The sequence below is a fragment of the Chryseobacterium sp. JM1 genome (assembly GCF_000737715.1).
Classification (GTDB): Bacteria; Bacteroidota; Bacteroidia; order Flavobacteriales; family Weeksellaceae; genus Chryseobacterium.
Genome location: NZ_JPRN01000013.1, coordinates 21,863 through 36,782, shown reverse-complemented (window position 1 = coordinate 36,782; position 14,920 = coordinate 21,863). Strand labels below are relative to the sequence as shown.

At 37.8% G+C, this 14,920-nt stretch carries 14 protein-coding genes; 7 read left to right on the top strand and 7 right to left on the bottom strand.

Going from position 1 to position 14,920, the window contains the following annotated elements:
* Nucleotides 1-106: 106 nt before the first annotated feature.
* Nucleotides 107-1,693 carry a histidine kinase gene (locus tag IW22_RS18740; RefSeq protein ID WP_034729769.1) on the bottom strand — a complete coding sequence of 529 codons (1,587 nt, stop codon included), beginning with the start codon at nucleotides 1,691-1,693 and terminating at the stop codon, nucleotides 107-109.
* 739 nt (nucleotides 1,694-2,432) lie between these two features.
* Entirely contained in the window at nucleotides 2,433-2,591 is a 159-nt protein-coding gene (locus IW22_RS24470; RefSeq protein WP_165571909.1) for a hypothetical protein, read from the bottom strand.
* Between the two features lie 132 nt (nucleotides 2,592-2,723).
* Between IW22_RS24470 and IW22_RS18735 the strand changes: the two genes are divergently transcribed.
* The 3 genes from IW22_RS18735 (at nucleotide 2,724) to IW22_RS18725 (ending at nucleotide 4,470) form a co-directional block, all read left to right on the top strand.
* Nucleotides 2,724-3,284: a Crp/Fnr family transcriptional regulator gene (locus IW22_RS18735; RefSeq protein WP_034729597.1), complete on the top strand. Its 561-nt coding sequence runs from the start codon at nucleotides 2,724-2,726 to the stop codon at nucleotides 3,282-3,284.
* Between the two features lie 70 nt (nucleotides 3,285-3,354).
* The gene (locus IW22_RS18730; RefSeq protein WP_034729594.1) at nucleotides 3,355-3,984 is read left to right on the top strand and encodes a DUF6506 family protein; all 630 of its coding nucleotides are present in this window, start codon (nucleotides 3,355-3,357) and stop codon (nucleotides 3,982-3,984) included.
* Nucleotides 3,985-4,140: 156 nt separating this feature from the next.
* Nucleotides 4,141-4,470 carry a DMT family transporter gene (locus IW22_RS18725; protein WP_034729591.1) on the top strand — a complete coding sequence of 110 codons (330 nt, stop codon included), beginning with the start codon at nucleotides 4,141-4,143 and terminating at the stop codon, nucleotides 4,468-4,470.
* A 110-nt stretch (nucleotides 4,471-4,580) separates the two neighbouring features.
* On the opposite strand, the gene IW22_RS18720 is transcribed toward IW22_RS18725, so the two are convergent.
* From IW22_RS18720 to IW22_RS18705, 4 genes are all read right to left on the bottom strand, one after another.
* A complete protein-coding gene (locus tag IW22_RS18720) occupies nucleotides 4,581-5,636 on the bottom strand; it encodes a hypothetical protein (protein WP_051891305.1) in 1,056 nt (351 codons plus the stop codon).
* A 72-nt stretch (nucleotides 5,637-5,708) separates the two neighbouring features.
* On the bottom strand, nucleotides 5,709-6,575 hold the full coding sequence (locus tag IW22_RS18715) for a helix-turn-helix domain-containing protein (protein WP_034729589.1): 867 nt from the start codon (nucleotides 6,573-6,575) through the stop codon (nucleotides 5,709-5,711).
* A 107-nt stretch (nucleotides 6,576-6,682) separates the two neighbouring features.
* Nucleotides 6,683-8,173 (bottom strand): tetratricopeptide repeat protein, encoded by a 1,491-nt coding sequence (locus IW22_RS18710; protein ID WP_165571908.1) that lies wholly within the window; start codon nucleotides 8,171-8,173, stop codon nucleotides 6,683-6,685.
* A 646-nt stretch (nucleotides 8,174-8,819) separates the two neighbouring features.
* Entirely contained in the window at nucleotides 8,820-9,608 is a 789-nt protein-coding gene (locus IW22_RS18705; RefSeq protein ID WP_034729584.1) for a helix-turn-helix transcriptional regulator, read from the bottom strand.
* 89 nt (nucleotides 9,609-9,697) lie between these two features.
* Here IW22_RS18705 and IW22_RS18700 point away from each other — a divergent pair, with 89 nt between their 5' ends.
* Genes IW22_RS18700 through IW22_RS18685 form a run of 4 tightly spaced genes read left to right on the top strand, consistent with a single transcriptional unit; the run spans nucleotide 9,698 to nucleotide 13,925 of the window.
* Nucleotides 9,698-9,955, top strand: a complete 258-nt coding sequence (locus IW22_RS18700) for a hypothetical protein (RefSeq protein WP_034729581.1) — start codon at nucleotides 9,698-9,700, stop codon at nucleotides 9,953-9,955.
* Nucleotides 9,942-11,276 carry a TolC family protein gene (locus IW22_RS18695; protein WP_034729579.1) on the top strand — a complete coding sequence of 445 codons (1,335 nt, stop codon included), beginning with the start codon at nucleotides 9,942-9,944 and terminating at the stop codon, nucleotides 11,274-11,276. Before IW22_RS18700 ends, IW22_RS18695 begins: the two co-directional genes overlap by 14 nt.
* Nucleotides 11,277-11,286: 10 nt before the next feature.
* Nucleotides 11,287-12,333, top strand: coding sequence for an HlyD family secretion protein (locus IW22_RS18690; RefSeq protein ID WP_034729577.1), 1,047 nt, complete (start codon nucleotides 11,287-11,289; stop codon nucleotides 12,331-12,333).
* A gap of 2 nt (nucleotides 12,334-12,335) precedes the next feature.
* On the top strand, nucleotides 12,336-13,925 hold the full coding sequence (locus IW22_RS18685) for an MFS transporter (protein WP_034729574.1): 1,590 nt from the start codon (nucleotides 12,336-12,338) through the stop codon (nucleotides 13,923-13,925).
* Between the two features lie 11 nt (nucleotides 13,926-13,936).
* Here the strand turns inward: IW22_RS18685 and IW22_RS18680 are convergent, their stop codons facing one another.
* Nucleotides 13,937-14,548: a DUF6134 family protein gene (locus IW22_RS18680; RefSeq protein ID WP_034729570.1), complete on the bottom strand. Its 612-nt coding sequence runs from the start codon at nucleotides 14,546-14,548 to the stop codon at nucleotides 13,937-13,939.
* Between the last annotated feature and the right edge of the window lie 372 nt (nucleotides 14,549-14,920).

Below are 14,920 nucleotides of genomic sequence, written 5' to 3'. Positions count from 1 at the left end.
TTATTAGATATCTCAGTTTCAGCCCGCAAAACTATACGGAAAGAAATAATATCAACAGCGTTAGGGAGTGAGAGGACGTATTTCGGGAGTGAATGGATTTCATTTTTTATTCTAATAATGGTAAAATGCATATGAAATATTCACCATCTACGGAAATATTAACAGAATTCTTTTTAAAAAAATCATAAACCTGATTCAAATAATCAATTCCGAATTTGGCTCCCTGTACATCTTCATCCGTTTTGGGCTGCCTGGTATTCTTCACGATGATTCCTTCGTCTTCCACGGTGATGAGAATGTCCAACGGATGATCTATGGTGGCAATATTGTGCTTGATGGCATTTTCTACCACCATTTGAAGAGACAGATAAGGAATGCGTTTTTCCAGACTTTTGGGATTATGGATGATCAGATCAAAGGTGAGTTCTTCATCAAACCTGCTTTTCAGAAGCTCCATATACTGCTGGATGAACTTAATTTCCTGCGCTACCAGAACGATGTTTTCCTGAGGCGGTACGATAAGATACCTGTAGATCTTGGAGAGATTCATCGTAAACCGCTGGGCATTGTCTTTATTGATCCCAATGAGCATGTAAAGAGAGTTTAATGAGTTGAAAAGGAAATGCGGATTGATGTTATTTTTAAGCTGCTGAAGCTGGTGCAGGGCTTCTACCCTATGCATTTTCTCATTCTCAACCAACAGCAGGTTTTTCTCGGACTGTATCTTTTCTTTTTCCTGATAGGCTATATTGGCCGCCCTCTGAAACAGGATAAAAACGGTCACGATCAGGAATAAAGCCGCCAGGAAAATATATACGGTGTACATTTTCGTATTGCTGACACTTTCATCGATCAGGAAATTGACGTGATTGACGACTGCATAACCATCAAAATTATCCGTCTTCAATGGTTTTATGAAACGGGTTATTTCCAAATCAAAATACTCTGAAATCCCGGTTCCTTCTGTGTAGCCGGATTTTGTTGTACTGCATATGGTATCTTTGGGCTGAACATCCGTAAAATCAAAAATATTTCTTCCCAGATATTTCTTTTCGGGATGGGAAATGCAAATGCCTTCTTTGGTGAAAACATAGGCATAATTGTTCAGGCTTTTGTCAATATTGGAAAAATACTCGTGAAGATCGTTCAGGCTTACCGCAGAACCATAATACAGGATATTTTTCTTTGGCAGCACCAGCGAATCATAACTTACCCAATAAGTGGTGTCCTTGCGTGTGGTGAGGAAATCTCTGAAATGTCCGGATCTGTTGTTTTCAATTTTGGTATACCTTGCCTCTACCGATTTTTTTGTGAGCACATCAGATAGATTACTGTTGCTAACAGATTTCCCGGAAACGGCATCGTAGTAGGAATACCAGCTGTAGGGCATTAGATTTTCTTTCCGGTTCATATTATTCAGGACGGAAGAATATTCTTTGTAGTTTTTCAAGCCGTCTTTCTGAATCAGGGCACGCAGCAGGTACTGGTATTCTTCTATATTTCTAAATTCTTTTTCCAGCGTTTCATATTTCTGAAAAAAGGTTTTCTTAGCAAATCCTTCATTGTTTTTCCGGCTGTCACGGGTAATGAGGAAGCTCAGAATTGCAAATGCAGCTACCGCAATGAAACAGGCCGATAAAGCCGCTATATAAATAGATTTCTGAGCTAATATGTGTTTAAAATTGGTCTTCATTCTTTTCTCCTTTCCTTCTATACCATTCGATTTAATCGTCAATCTATTAGAATCTTATCATAAGATTATTCTTATACATCCAGTTGGATGCATTTCTTTTGGCGTGATTTTGTAAGGTGTGTGTTATATGTTCTTTTGTCTTGAAATCAAAGATTCGACGCAGTCAAACAAAAGGAACAACTTATGGTTATAGATTTATAAAACAAAACGCTTTTTTAACGCAAAATTTTATTCTCATAGTGCATATTTTAAGGATGCAAAGAGGGAATCAATTATATTGATTTGACTAAGCGGTTATTTTATTTACCTGATTAATCAGCCGACATTCTGATCTCCAAAAATAGATCAATCTCCAAACTTGGGGAGTGAAGTAAGTACATTTAAACCTATAAAAGTCTGTTTAAAATTGATCATCATTTTCTTAACCTCAATAAACTTTAGTTTATTTCTTAATTTCAAACATTAAGGATTTAAGCATAATGCTTATTCTTATCAATGAAGAAATCAATAAATTGATTTTTCTTTAAGTTGTTTAAGCACCTCATAACTTATGATCTTAATTTCTTAATGTTAAAAAAAACTTGCTATCATGTTTTGAAATTGATCCTCCAAAATTTACATCCTGTATCCGTGACTTTTTTCCATAAAAAAGTTCCATTAGCCTTCTAATGGAATTAGTTTTTTCAGCGGAGATGGTGGGTGGATTACATTCGGGCACCTAATGCCCTTTTTAACCTTTTTAGATACCATTAAAAATAGGCTGCAAATATACTACAAAATATTGAAAGCTTCTTTTACTGAACGCCATTAAAATCAAATAAATATCCACGAAAAACTGCTCTATATGTTGCCAGACCCTATTATCCGGGGCTTTTCTTCCACTTTCCCACTTCATCATATCTGTGAAATTTCTTGAAGGATAAGGCTGATATTATGGTACAATAGTGCGTATTTATCCTCTTGCATTTCTTAGTAAAAAAATTTAAATTGGATGTATGTATAATATGTCTGATATTGATCATAAGAAGCCATGAACCCACTGATTCAACAACTCAAAAAATACGGCCCGATTACCACTGAAGCTGAAAAAGCAATTGAGCAGAAAACGAAACATTTTCAGAAAAAGAAAAACAGCCACCTGCTGAAACAGGGACAAATTCTGGCCAGCTATTTTGTATTGAATAAAGGGATTATCAGATCTTATATTTACCGGAATGAAAAGGAGATTAATGTTTGGTTTGGGGCAGAAAACCAGATTTTCGGAGCGATAATGCCGATGTACGCTAACAAACCTTCTCCCGAAAACATTCAGTTTCTGGAGGATTCCGAAGTATATTCTATTTCAGTTGATGATTTAGAGAATTTATACAAAACATACCCCGAACTTAATCTGATTGGTAGAAAAATCGCGGAAGAACTCTGTGTTATTCTTGAAGAAAGAATTAATTCATTGCACTTCGAAACGGCTACAGAACGATATCGAAACCTGATTATTCAAATGCCATACCTGCAGCAGCGTATCAATCTTGGACATATTGCCTCTTTTCTGGGTATCACGCAGGAAACGCTGAGCAGAATCAGAAAATCCTGATCGATTGTTTTGATGTACATCAAAAAATTCATCCTTATTTCCCACCAACTTTGCATCCATAAATAAAGATATGCAAAACAAAAAATTAAGTACAGAGGAAAAAGAAAGTACGGTTAGCCTCAACAAAGCTATTATTTATGAAGGTTATGGTGCAGAGCCTGACAAAACCAGATTTGTCCGTGAAAGCGCATCGGGTCGGCTCACCATTGTGGCGATCGGTGATCCTTCAGAATCTCTTTCTGCCGCTATAGCACTGGTGGATGAAGGCGCAGAACTTATTGAACTCTGCGGTGCTATTTCTCCCACCTGGAGAGCGAAGGTTAGCGAAGCAATCGGCAATCGGGCTAGGGTGAGTTCGGTTACTTTCGGATTCGAATCATTGGTATTAGCTGCCCATTTCAGCACCTCATTCCACGAAGGCAATCCGCCCCGCGAAGCATTTATTATTCTGGAAAGTGGCAGTGATCCTGGCCGCGACCGTTTCGAGAAGGCATTCGATCCTCAGCACACGACCTTCATTCCTGTCCCGGACGAAGCTACAGGAGCTAAAGTTGCTGCAGAACTTGCGGAATCCGGCTTTGGACTGATTGAACTGTACGGCGGATTCACTGCTTCCGGTGCTGCTCAAGTTATTGAAGCCGTCAATGGCCTTGCGCCGGTGGGTGTAGGAAGCTTCACACTGGATGTGACGAATCCATAGATTTATTCAACTACATAAAGAAACATTTAACCCAATTCAAAAAACCATAAGTGATTTTGATTTACATCAAAAAAAGCGTTCAAATTGTGATCGACCTTTGCCTTATTAAATATTAAAATATTCGTCGCTGATTTGGCCGAAAAAACAAACTAAGAAATGAAGTATTTATTTTTAGGACTGGCAATTTGCTTTGAAGTAGTAGGTTCCAGCTTTTTATCAAAATCGAATGGTTTTTCAAAATTGATCCCAAGCATTATAACCGTAATCGCTTTCAGTGCCTGTTTCTTTCTTTTTTCTCAGGCTTTAAAATCTATTCCTTTGGGTATTGCCTATGCCATTTGGGCAGGCTTAGGAATTGTGCTTACCGCAATAGTTTCTGTAGTGATATTTAAACAGAAATTAGATACTCCTGCCCTTTTAGGAATGCTATTAATTGTATCAGGTGTTGTTGTAATCAATGTATTTTCAAAATCCTCAGGTCATTAATTCATTTCTCTAAAGTCAAGAAAAGAGGACCTTCATGCAGAAGATCCTCTTTTCCTATTGAAATGAACTACACCCTAATTTATCTCTTTTTCATTATTTTAAATTTACAGTTACTGATTCTTTTTGAAAAGCCCTGCCTTTATGTTTGAACCTATCGAACCTTCTGCCAATTGCAGATAATTACGCTTACTCTGGTCTTTTTCAATGTTTACAGTTCCGGTAGTTTGCACGTTTTTCATGGTCAGAAAATCAGTTGAAGTGGCAGCATCACCACTTAACGGACCACTTCCATATCCTGCCAGATTGGTAAAGCCGGCAAAAAGGGAATCAGACGCTTTGTAGCGGCGTGTACTTCCTTTTTCTCTTATCCATACCGTATTGCTGTTTGCGATGATGTTATGATGAAAATCGAAATAGTCTCCATCCGTACTTTGCGTTGTCCAGACCCCACTGAAATAACTGCCATATACCAGTGAATAACGCATGGCATTACGGCTGCCTGTCCCTCCGTCGGTTTTCCAGAAAACAACCGGATTTTTGCAGTTGAAGAAGACACAATGATCGATAACCAAACCATAACCATTAGCTATAACTCCCACGTGCAAAGGCAATACATCCCTATCTCCGGCAAACAGACATTGTGTTACGAGCAGATCATCCAATTTTTTTCCGTCACGCCATATCGGATAGGAACGGCGCAGATTATCACCATCTATATATGAGTAATCCGGGCTGCCGGAAAATCGTAAACCTTCAATGGTTACATGGCTCACCTCCGGCTGTATTCCTTTCGCTTCTTCTCCGCCCACGCCTGGCATAAGCGGTACTGCTGTTACTACAACCGGCATTTTTTGAGGTGTCCAGTTCGCATCATCAGGCATAATCTCTGCACGAATGACAAGACGGTTTGTAAGGGTATACTTATCATTGGTGAACATGACAGTTTGCGTTAAAAGATGTATACCTTCTGAAAGGATAATTGTAGTTGGGCTCTGTTCTTTGTTTAAATTGACGCGCTTCGCGGCCTCCAGAAGGGTCTTTAACGGATGTGTCTTTAATCCGGAATTGGTGTCGTTGCCAGTCTGAGGATTCACGTATAGCTGTTCTGCCTGTACCAACAGTACGCTCATGACGAACAATAGAAGACTAAATGTGTATTTTATCATATCCTATTTTTTTTGTAAAATTAGAATATTCCTATCCTCCAAAAATGGTCATTATATCTTTAAAATGGTCAATTAGATCTTCTTCCGATATTGTTGTGGTGTGGTACCCGTAAGTTTTTTAAAGAAACGGTTAAAATTAGATGGGTCTGAAAATCCAAACTCGTAGGCAATTTCTTTTGCGGATTTGTTTTGATACAGTTGTTTCTTTATTTCTGAAATCAGTTTGTAATGAATCATTTGCTGGGCGGATAATCCGCTAAATTGTCTGCAGATTTTATTAAGAAATCCTGGGCTCACATTCAACATTTTAGAATACCCTTCAACACTTCGATCCTCCACAAATTTCTTTTCCAGCAAAGACCGGAATCTGTAAAAATCTGAATGAACATAGGTATCTCTCTGAACATTATGCACACCTGCATAAAATCGATTGAGAATGACCAATAACTGATACAGAAGTGATCTGATCAAATGGCTGCTATCATTTTGGAGCTGGCCAAACTCCTGTTGTATACCCTCTAAAAGTTCCAGACATTTTTCAAATGATACGCCGGATAGCTGCATCTGGCTAGGCCTTGAATATTGATGGAAATATTGAAACCGATACAGGAACAGTTCATCCGAGAAAAAAAGATGGAGAAAATCTTTTTCAAAAAACAGCGTATAGCCCTTTACCTTTTCTTCAATTTCCCAACACCGCACCTGTCCCGGACTTGTAAAAACCACAGTTCCCGGAGCTATTACGATCTTGTTTTCGTCCAATGTAATAGTACCCGTTCCCTCTTCAATAAAAAGAATTTCGTAGAAACTAAGCTGGTGTAACGTGGTATCCAGCACATAATTTTTCAGTGTTTCAATACGTCCAATATCCAATAACAGTTCCGAACCATATTTGTCTGGGAGAAAATGATATGTTTTAATTTTTGTAATTGATGCCATTTTTTACAATCCTTGTTGCTTTACAAATGAGCTAAAAGTACAAATTTCCGCTGTCCGTATTCCCGAAAAAACAATATGCACTGCAGAATAGTGATGAGATTCATTGTTTACATATTTTTCAAAAACAGGTTTAAGTTGGCTTCTTTTCCAATGTTCATCTTGGCTTTTATCTTGGTTTTGTACACCCGGGCGCTTCCTTCCGTAATGTTTTCCAAAATAGCAATTTCTTTGGAAGACAGGTCCAGTTTATAGTAAATACAAAATTTGATCTCATTATTGGTAAGATCAGGGAATTCTGCGGAAAGTTTTTTGATGAGCTGTCTGTTTTCAGCAGAGCTTTCACTGACCAAGTCAATATTACTTTTATCAATCTGGATCAGATTATTGATTCTTATAAAAAGTTCATTAATGGTCTGCTCAGAATCTCCATTTTTAGTTTTTTTTATTTTCTTTATGTACTCTAAAAATGTTCTTTCGGTTTCTACTTTAAGGTTGAGATTAAGATGCATCCTTGTGATCTTTTCTTCCTGCTCTTTGACATCCTGCTCAAGGATTCTCTTATTTTTGATCAGAATTATTTTTTCTTTTTCTGCAAGTTCTTTTTCTCTTTTACTGGAATTTCGGATAAAGTATATAGTCCATCCAAGAATAATAATAAAAATACCTGCTGCTGCCATCGCAAGCTTATTATTAAATTTTTGGTGGTCCATGGCAACCTTTTGTTTTAAATTAAGTTCTTTGATGATATACTTACTCATGATGCCTGAAACCTCGTTGAATTCTTTTTGTTTTTGTCTATCATCTGCGGCATGAAGCTCAATCAGTCTTTTACTGACCTTCTCCAGCTTCTCACGATCATTGGTTTTAAGATAATAAGACTGAAACATTTCATTAATCAGAATTTTACCCGGAATATTTTTCATTTCAGATTCTATCGACATCCCGTAATTCATTAATTCCTGCATCTTGGCATTTTGCTCCGTATCATGATATAAATTAAACAGTTCTACTATATTCTCTGCATCTTCGTCAGTAAAATCATTCTTATTTTTATTTTTATTAAAATCAAATTCCTCAAGCAGAAGAGATTCTGCGAGATCATACTTTTTTAATTTGTAATAACAAAATCCAATATTTGCTTTTACATTGACCAGAAAATCCTGCTGTGCTGTATTGCGATTTTTTATGCGTTCTAAAATCTGTACGCACATCTGCATTTCTTTCACAGCAAGATCCAGTTTCCCCATATTTTCATAGGCCAATCCTATATTATTATGCATTGAGGAAATCAATACCAAATTTTTATGGTTTGAAGAAAACTTTTCAAGCCCCTTTTTATAATAGACTATAGCTTCCTGGTAATTTTTCGCTCTATAATATAATGCACCTTTGAAAGCATAAACAAGAGGCAGAGAAAATTTTTCTTTAGTGTTCTCAGATAAGACAGTGGCTTTATTCAGAAATTCTTTTGAAATTTGGGGGGAGTATTTTTCAAACTGGTTAGCAAGCATATAATTAAGCCGTATGGTGATAAAATCATATTCGTCATTATTAAAAAGCAAAAGATCATAAGTGTGGGGAATTTGTTCTACTTCCATTCCCTCTCTATTTTCAAAAAGTTCCACATACCTACTTGCGATCAAATACTTGCGATCACCTGTCTTTTTATATTTTGCCAATTCTCTATTTTTAATCGCAATTATTTCATTTCTTTTATACGGTTTATAAAATATATCTTCAACAGTGGTCCTAAAATACTCATTTGCCTGATCTTTTCTGGCAGAATGGCAGGACAATATAGAAATAAGCGCTAATAGGAGCAGAAAATATTTTTTTATCATCGGTATGGGTACTAATACAAAATAACATTCAAAAATAAAGCCGAAACCATTAATTATTACTTAAAATTATTAATAAAAAACATAAATACAGCAAAAAATAATAATAAATTAAACCAATAAGCAGAACAAACAGGAATATGCTAATCAAGCTTTAGATAATAAGCCTAATTTCATCTCTACACTATCTCCGATATTTAGGACCTAACTCATCTTTTCTTTAAAGTTGACCCTGCAAACATAATGAATTTCTGCTCTCAACTTAATAGAAAGAAGATAGCTAAACTCCATCGGTATATTAATCTATTATGCTGGGCCGGGAAATCTTTTATTTTTTAAGTTGTCCAATTTTATTTATGATGAATTATAACCAAATACCTTTACAGACTCCCCTTCCCAGATCTGTTTATGACGAAGACATCGCCTTAAATTGAGTGGGTCTCATATTGGTCAACTGGTAAAAATTATTGCTGAATGCAGATATATTGGAATACCCTATTTCATAAGCAATCTCTGTCATATTCAGGTTGCTGTCTTTGATCAGTTCCATAGCCCGGATCACCCTCAACATTTTCACATACTGAATAAAGGTGATATGAAGTTTCGTCTGAAACAGTCGGGTCAAACTTCTCACGCTAATTCCCCATTGCTTTGCTGTTTCTTCTAAAGTAAGATTTTCAGTAAGTGTATTTCGAAGTCCCTCCACAATAGCATTGAGCCTTTGATCTTCTGTAGTAGGAAGCTGGATCGAAAACTTTTTGAGATTTTCTTTGGGCAACACATTTCTCAGTGTCGTTAAAAACTCGAATTCCCACGATTCTCTGTAATAATCGCCGTGCCATTTTTCGCTGAAAGAAAGCATTTCAGATAAAAGTTTACTCACCGGATAAATTCCCATTTCGTCGTAAAAACCACCGGGACTTTTCCCCGGAAAATAGATATTGATAATATGCAGATCCTGTGTATTAAACATTAGGTTGTGCGGATAATTTTTCGGGATCCAGATATAATGATGGGCCGGAATATAGAAATCCTTTTCGTCTGTCTGCAGGTATGCTATTCCTCCAAAAACCAATAGAAGCTGAGCCTTATCGTGCTGATGGGAAGGCAAACGCTGCTCGGTTTGCTGCCTTACGACCAAAATAGAGTCCGGATTCTGGTCAACACTGTCGATAAGTTGCTTAAGAATTTCCATATGGCCAAATATAACAAATATTAGGCTAATTATATAAAAAGACACTTTGCCCGTATGAATAATTTTGCTGTGTAAATAATACAGTCATTATGAAACAGAACACCATCCATCCGAATAAAGACATCCAGCCCGGAGCACAGGACCAACCTTGTCATGATACAGTATCGCACTCAGTGGAAGAATATGAGGCACATAATATCTACCGGATTGACTACTCTTATCCGTTCATGCCCATGACGGACTTAACCATTGTCTTCGATGAATTAAAAAAGATAGTGAAAAAATGGCTCTTCAATAAAAGAGAATGTAGAATCATTGATAAAAAGAAAATCCATGAAACCATATAAAATAATTCCAATCTTGGGACTTATACTGCTGTTATTCTCACAATCACTCAATGCTCAGGATACAGAAAATGCCCGTAAATTGGGTTTGGAAGACCTATGGAAAATCGCAGAAACCCATAACCGGCAGCTAAAATTATCGGATTTAAATCTTCAGCAAAGCCAATTAGAAATTCTGGAAGCCAAAGACCGTCTGCTTCCGGAACTTTCAATAGTTGGAGACGTAAAACTCAAATCTAAATTCCTCATTTACGACAACGGATTATTCTCAGCCCCACAGGATGTGCCTGTAAAAAACTACGGCTACGGCGTAGGATACAACTTAAATTACAATCTCTTCAATGGTGGTAAGGACAGAAGAAATATCAAAATAAGGCAGGAGGAAAGAACGCATAAGCAATATGAAGCTGATCTGCAAAAAAACAGCGTAAAATACAATGTTGCTGTTGCTTATTTTGATCTGTATAAGTTTTTGAACTTCCATGATTTTATTGCTGCAGAGGTTGCTGCAGAGAAAAAACAACTGTCACTCATTGAAAGTTTACACAAAAACGGGATTGTCTTAAAAAGTGATGTGCTGAGAACCTCTGTGAAATTGTCACAGCTGGAATTAAGCCTTTCCGATATTGAAAAGAAAATTGCTGTTACCACACAGTGTCTCAACATCCTGATGGGTCGCGGTTATGACGAAAAGCTTGAGATCCCCTATCAAAGCAGTTTTGAAATGAATCCCATTACAGATTCTCATTACGAAGATTACGTAGATATAGCACTCAATCAATCGCCAGAGTATAAGATGGTGAATAGCGACATCAGATTAAGTGAGATGAATATCAAACAAATTAAAGCGACTCTGTTGCCTAAAGTTTCCCTGTACTCCAATTATAATTATACCTATCCGCAGATTTCATTTTATCCTTACTCGAATGATTTATGGGGATTTGGCCAAACAGGAATTATGGTGCAGTTTTCTGTTGATAATCTATACAAAAGCAAACATACCATTGCCCGCGCACAGGTCACCAACAGTCAGGCCAAAGAAAAAGCCAATATCAAAAAGGATGAAATTTCCATTCAGGTAAAAGAAGCCTATTTACAAGAGCAACAGGCATCGGAAAGCGTAGAAACGGCAGAAAAAAACATCGCTAAAACCACCGAAACCGTTCGGGTTATCAGAAACAGTTATCTCAATCAGGAATCCCTTCTGACTGATCTTCTGGAAGCAGAAAACGCCTTGTTGGAGGCGAAATTTAATCTAACCACCGCACAAACCAATTTAAAAATCAGCCATATCCGGCTACTGGCCATCGCAGGAATTATTTAATACAAAAATTATGAACAAAAACAGGACAGATAAAATAATTGTGATCCTTACTCAATGGTTCGGAATCGCTTTATTGGCAGCAATCAGCATTTGGGGAATCCTCTATTTCTTAAAAGGACACCGCTATGAACAAACCAATGACGCCCAGGTAGACGCGTATTTATCACCCGTAAATGCAAAAGTAGGCGGCTACATCCGCAAAATTTATTACAAAGACAATCAGCTGGTTAAAAAGGGAGACACACTTGTGGTTATAGAGCTCGATGAGTACGGCCTGAAAAGAGATGCCGCCTCAGCAGAACTGATGGGTTCGCATGCCAAATTGCCTATTCTGGCGGCGAATGAAGAAACACAAATCAAGAGCATTGAAGTCATCAAAGCCCAGCTTTCAGGGGCAAAAGCGAAGCTAAACCAGCAGCAAAGAGAATTCGACCGGTATAAAAATCTATTGGCTGATGAATCTACCACACCCCAAAAGTTTGAGAACATCAGCACATCGTTGGCAATCACACAATCCGATTATGATCAGACAAAAGCTTCTTTACACGTCGCCGAATCCAGACTCCATGATCTGCGTGCACAGCGTCAGGCCATAGGGGCAGAAATAAAAATTAAAGAAGCCCTGCTCGGACGTCAGGAACTGGACATTAAATATACTGTGCTTACTGCACCTTTTGACGGGCAGATCGGTAAAAAGACCATTCAGGAAGGTCAATTAATACAGCCGGGACAAACGCTGGCATTTTTGGTGAACAACGCTGAAGAAAAATGGGTCATGGCAAATTTTAAGGAAACACAGGTTGGCCATTTCAAGACAGGGCAGCCGGTAGCCATAACCATAGATGCTTTTCCAAACGAAAAATTCAGCGGAGTCATCGAATCGCTTTCCCCAACTACAGGTTCCCGTTATTCATTGTTACCACCGGATAATGCCACCGGTAACTTTGTAAAAATCACACAACGTATTCCCGTCAGAATAAAGCTTACCGACAACCCTGAAAAATTAGCCAGACTCGCTGCAGGAATGAATGCTAATGTGGACGTTTTAAAAGATTAATCATGCAAGCACATCAAATTCCGGTTTTCAAACCATGGGTATCCGAATGGATGGCAAGATCTGTGATATTTGCCATTCTCATGACCTGCCTTTTTAGCTTTTCTCTGTATAGCAATCCTGTAACGGTCATGGGCTTTTATGGGGTACAGCCTACTGATGTTCAATATGGCATGGTGGTTATCTATGGCTCAACCGTGGCTTTTTTAGCTCTGGACTTTCGGATTGTAAAGTATTTTGCACCAAGAAAATATCTGGTGACGGCACTTGCTATCAATGCGGTATGTTCTGTCGTTTGTTTTTATTCCAAAGACTGGGCTCTATTTGTGATTTGTCAGTTTGTACAGGGAGTTACCTGTGCGTTAATGTCAGGTATTGTTCTGCAGCTCACTTTTCCAAGGCTGGAGTCTACCCGTGCCCGGGTGATTGGGTACAGTCTGCTTTATGGAAGTATACAGATTTCGGTTCCGTTCTATTCTATATTTTCCAGTGCTGTACTTTATTTTTATGACTTCAACTGGTTGTTTTTGGGTTTCGGTATCATGCTCATCCTTCTGACATTGATTGTTCTGCTGACGATGAATGGCAAAGCAAGGTTTACAAAAAAAATACCGCTTTATCAGGTAGATTGGGTGGGCTATCTGTTCTATGCCTCTTTTATTTTGATCTTAGGATACATCCTGATCTACGGGCGGCAATCGGGCTGGTTTGACAGTTCATTAATCGTTCTGCTCTGCCTTGGCAATTTAGTCATCCTTATGCTGTTTGTTATGAGAGAATCAAGGCTTAAACGGCCCCTGATCAACTTACAGATTTTCAGGGTGAAGAATTTCGTCATCGGCCTGCTGCTGCTTTTTACATTTTACATTTTCAAAGGAAGCACCGGGCTTGCCTATGGGTATCTTGAAATCATTTTGGGTAATGATCCGCTAAGTACAATTCCAATCTGGATCGCAGTAATTGCCGGAACCATACTGAGTATGTTGGTTACCTCCCGGTTTATCCTGATGGGTTTTAATTTGGTCAGGATTATCATAGTAGGTTTTGGCTGTATGGCATTGTATTATGCCTACATGATCCTTTTTGTGTCGGTACAGGGAGAAACCAATGACTTCATTCTGCCTATGTTTATCTATGGAGTTGCAACGGGCGTTTTATTTGTTCCCATTGTTTCATTCACCAGCTCCGCAGCACCACCAAAGATTGCGTTCAATGCTTCACTTATCGGAATATTGGCGAGGTTCACTGGTTTTACAGCCAGTATGGCTCTTAATAACGAAATTCAATTATTTTCCAAATCTGCAGTCAGGGAAAAGCTTCGGGAAACAGTAACGGAAACTAACGCGCAATTGCCTGCTACTTTACTGGATATTCAAAACCGATATATCAATGCCGGCAACGATATTTATACCGCAAAAGGCGTTTCAAACGGATATTTTAATCAAATGGTAGGACAGCAGATATTCGCCCGCGCCACCCGGGATTATTATGATCTGATGCTCATTGGTGTGGTGTGTGTTATTCTGATACTATTATTACTTCCACAAATTCAGAATGTGGTTCTTAGATTGAGAAAAGGAAATATACCTTATTAGGGGCACCTATTTTAAGAGGTTTTGGTATTAAGAACAAACTTCAGGTTCGCAAAATCTGTATTGGCTTCCACTAAGGTGCAAATTCCGTTGCTGTATGTATAAGTAGTTGTGTTTCCGTTTGGCAGATCAATCCTGTATTTTTTGGAATTAACCTTTTGAATAGGAATCATTTTCTGGAATTTTTCCGAAAAAACAGATTTTATATTTCCGGGTTCATTAAAATAAAGACTTGCCGTTGAGCTGAAAATAGACTGTTTCAAAGAACCGCTGGCGCCATCTTTGTCCGAAAGATTATAAAAACTTCCGTTCCATGTTGCGGTATTATTCACTTTGAGTTTCCCGTTCATTGTTCGGTACAGCTTGGCCTGCTGCATCATATTCTGTTTAAACGTGACTCCCATCTTGTCGTAAATTTCAATACTGTAAAGGATTTTCACTTTAGCCCGGGATTCAAAAAGATATTCGGTAACATCGTCTTTCAAAGAACGTTCCACGCGGATATTACCAATGGTTTTATCATCTTTTATAATAGAATAATTCAGATATTCTTTGCTAGTGGGTGTTGCTGTACCGGGTTGAAAAGAATGGAGCAACATCATTGAAAAAATCAGGAGTGTTTTCATTGTTTTTTTATTTTTCAGAAATAATCAGGGGTTGTCTTAGTGTTTTTTATATTGACAGATTTTGAAGATGATGCAAAATTAGGCTTGGGAAAAGCTTAAAATGTTCCGCAGGATAAATGTGAACACATTAAATAGACACAGCTCAACAAACTAAAAATAAGCAACTTAAATACAAAGTTACGTTCAGATTTATAATCCTGAACCGGATCGCATGTAAAGAAAATTATGATCTCATTGATAAAGCAAGCAAAGATGACATCAATTTTATTGATTCTGAGCAAGGGAATAGATATTCACAGATTAAAAAAAAGATCTCACGCAGATTTTCACTTTTATTAATCTGCTCTATCCGTACAAGAAAATATTAAAGAT

Coding starts and splice junctions, on each gene's coding strand:
- IW22_RS18710 (WP_165571908.1), bottom strand. CDS start 8,173: ATGGAAGTAGAACAAATTCCCCACACTTATGATCTTTTGCTTTTTAAT.
- IW22_RS18705 (WP_034729584.1), bottom strand. CDS start 9,608: ATGGAAATTCTTAAGCAACTTATCGACAGTGTTGACCAGAATCCGGAC.
- IW22_RS18730 (WP_034729594.1), top strand. CDS start 3,355: ATGCAAAACAAAAAATTAAGTACAGAGGAAAAAGAAAGTACGGTTAGC.
- IW22_RS18680 (WP_034729570.1), bottom strand. CDS start 14,548: ATGAAAACACTCCTGATTTTTTCAATGATGTTGCTCCATTCTTTTCAA.
- IW22_RS24470 (WP_165571909.1), bottom strand. CDS start 2,591: ATGATGAAGTGGGAAAGTGGAAGAAAAGCCCCGGATAATAGGGTCTGG.
- IW22_RS18740 (WP_034729769.1), bottom strand. CDS start 1,693: ATGAAGACCAATTTTAAACACATATTAGCTCAGAAATCTATTTATATA.
- IW22_RS18720 (WP_051891305.1), bottom strand. CDS start 5,636: ATGATAAAATACACATTTAGTCTTCTATTGTTCGTCATGAGCGTACTG.
- IW22_RS18725 (WP_034729591.1), top strand. CDS start 4,141: ATGAAGTATTTATTTTTAGGACTGGCAATTTGCTTTGAAGTAGTAGGT.
- IW22_RS18715 (WP_034729589.1), bottom strand. CDS start 6,575: ATGGCATCAATTACAAAAATTAAAACATATCATTTTCTCCCAGACAAA.
- IW22_RS18695 (WP_034729579.1), top strand. CDS start 9,942: ATGAAACCATATAAAATAATTCCAATCTTGGGACTTATACTGCTGTTA.
- IW22_RS18690 (WP_034729577.1), top strand. CDS start 11,287: ATGAACAAAAACAGGACAGATAAAATAATTGTGATCCTTACTCAATGG.
- IW22_RS18735 (WP_034729597.1), top strand. CDS start 2,724: ATGAACCCACTGATTCAACAACTCAAAAAATACGGCCCGATTACCACT.
- IW22_RS18685 (WP_034729574.1), top strand. CDS start 12,336: ATGCAAGCACATCAAATTCCGGTTTTCAAACCATGGGTATCCGAATGG.
- IW22_RS18700 (WP_034729581.1), top strand. CDS start 9,698: ATGAAACAGAACACCATCCATCCGAATAAAGACATCCAGCCCGGAGCA.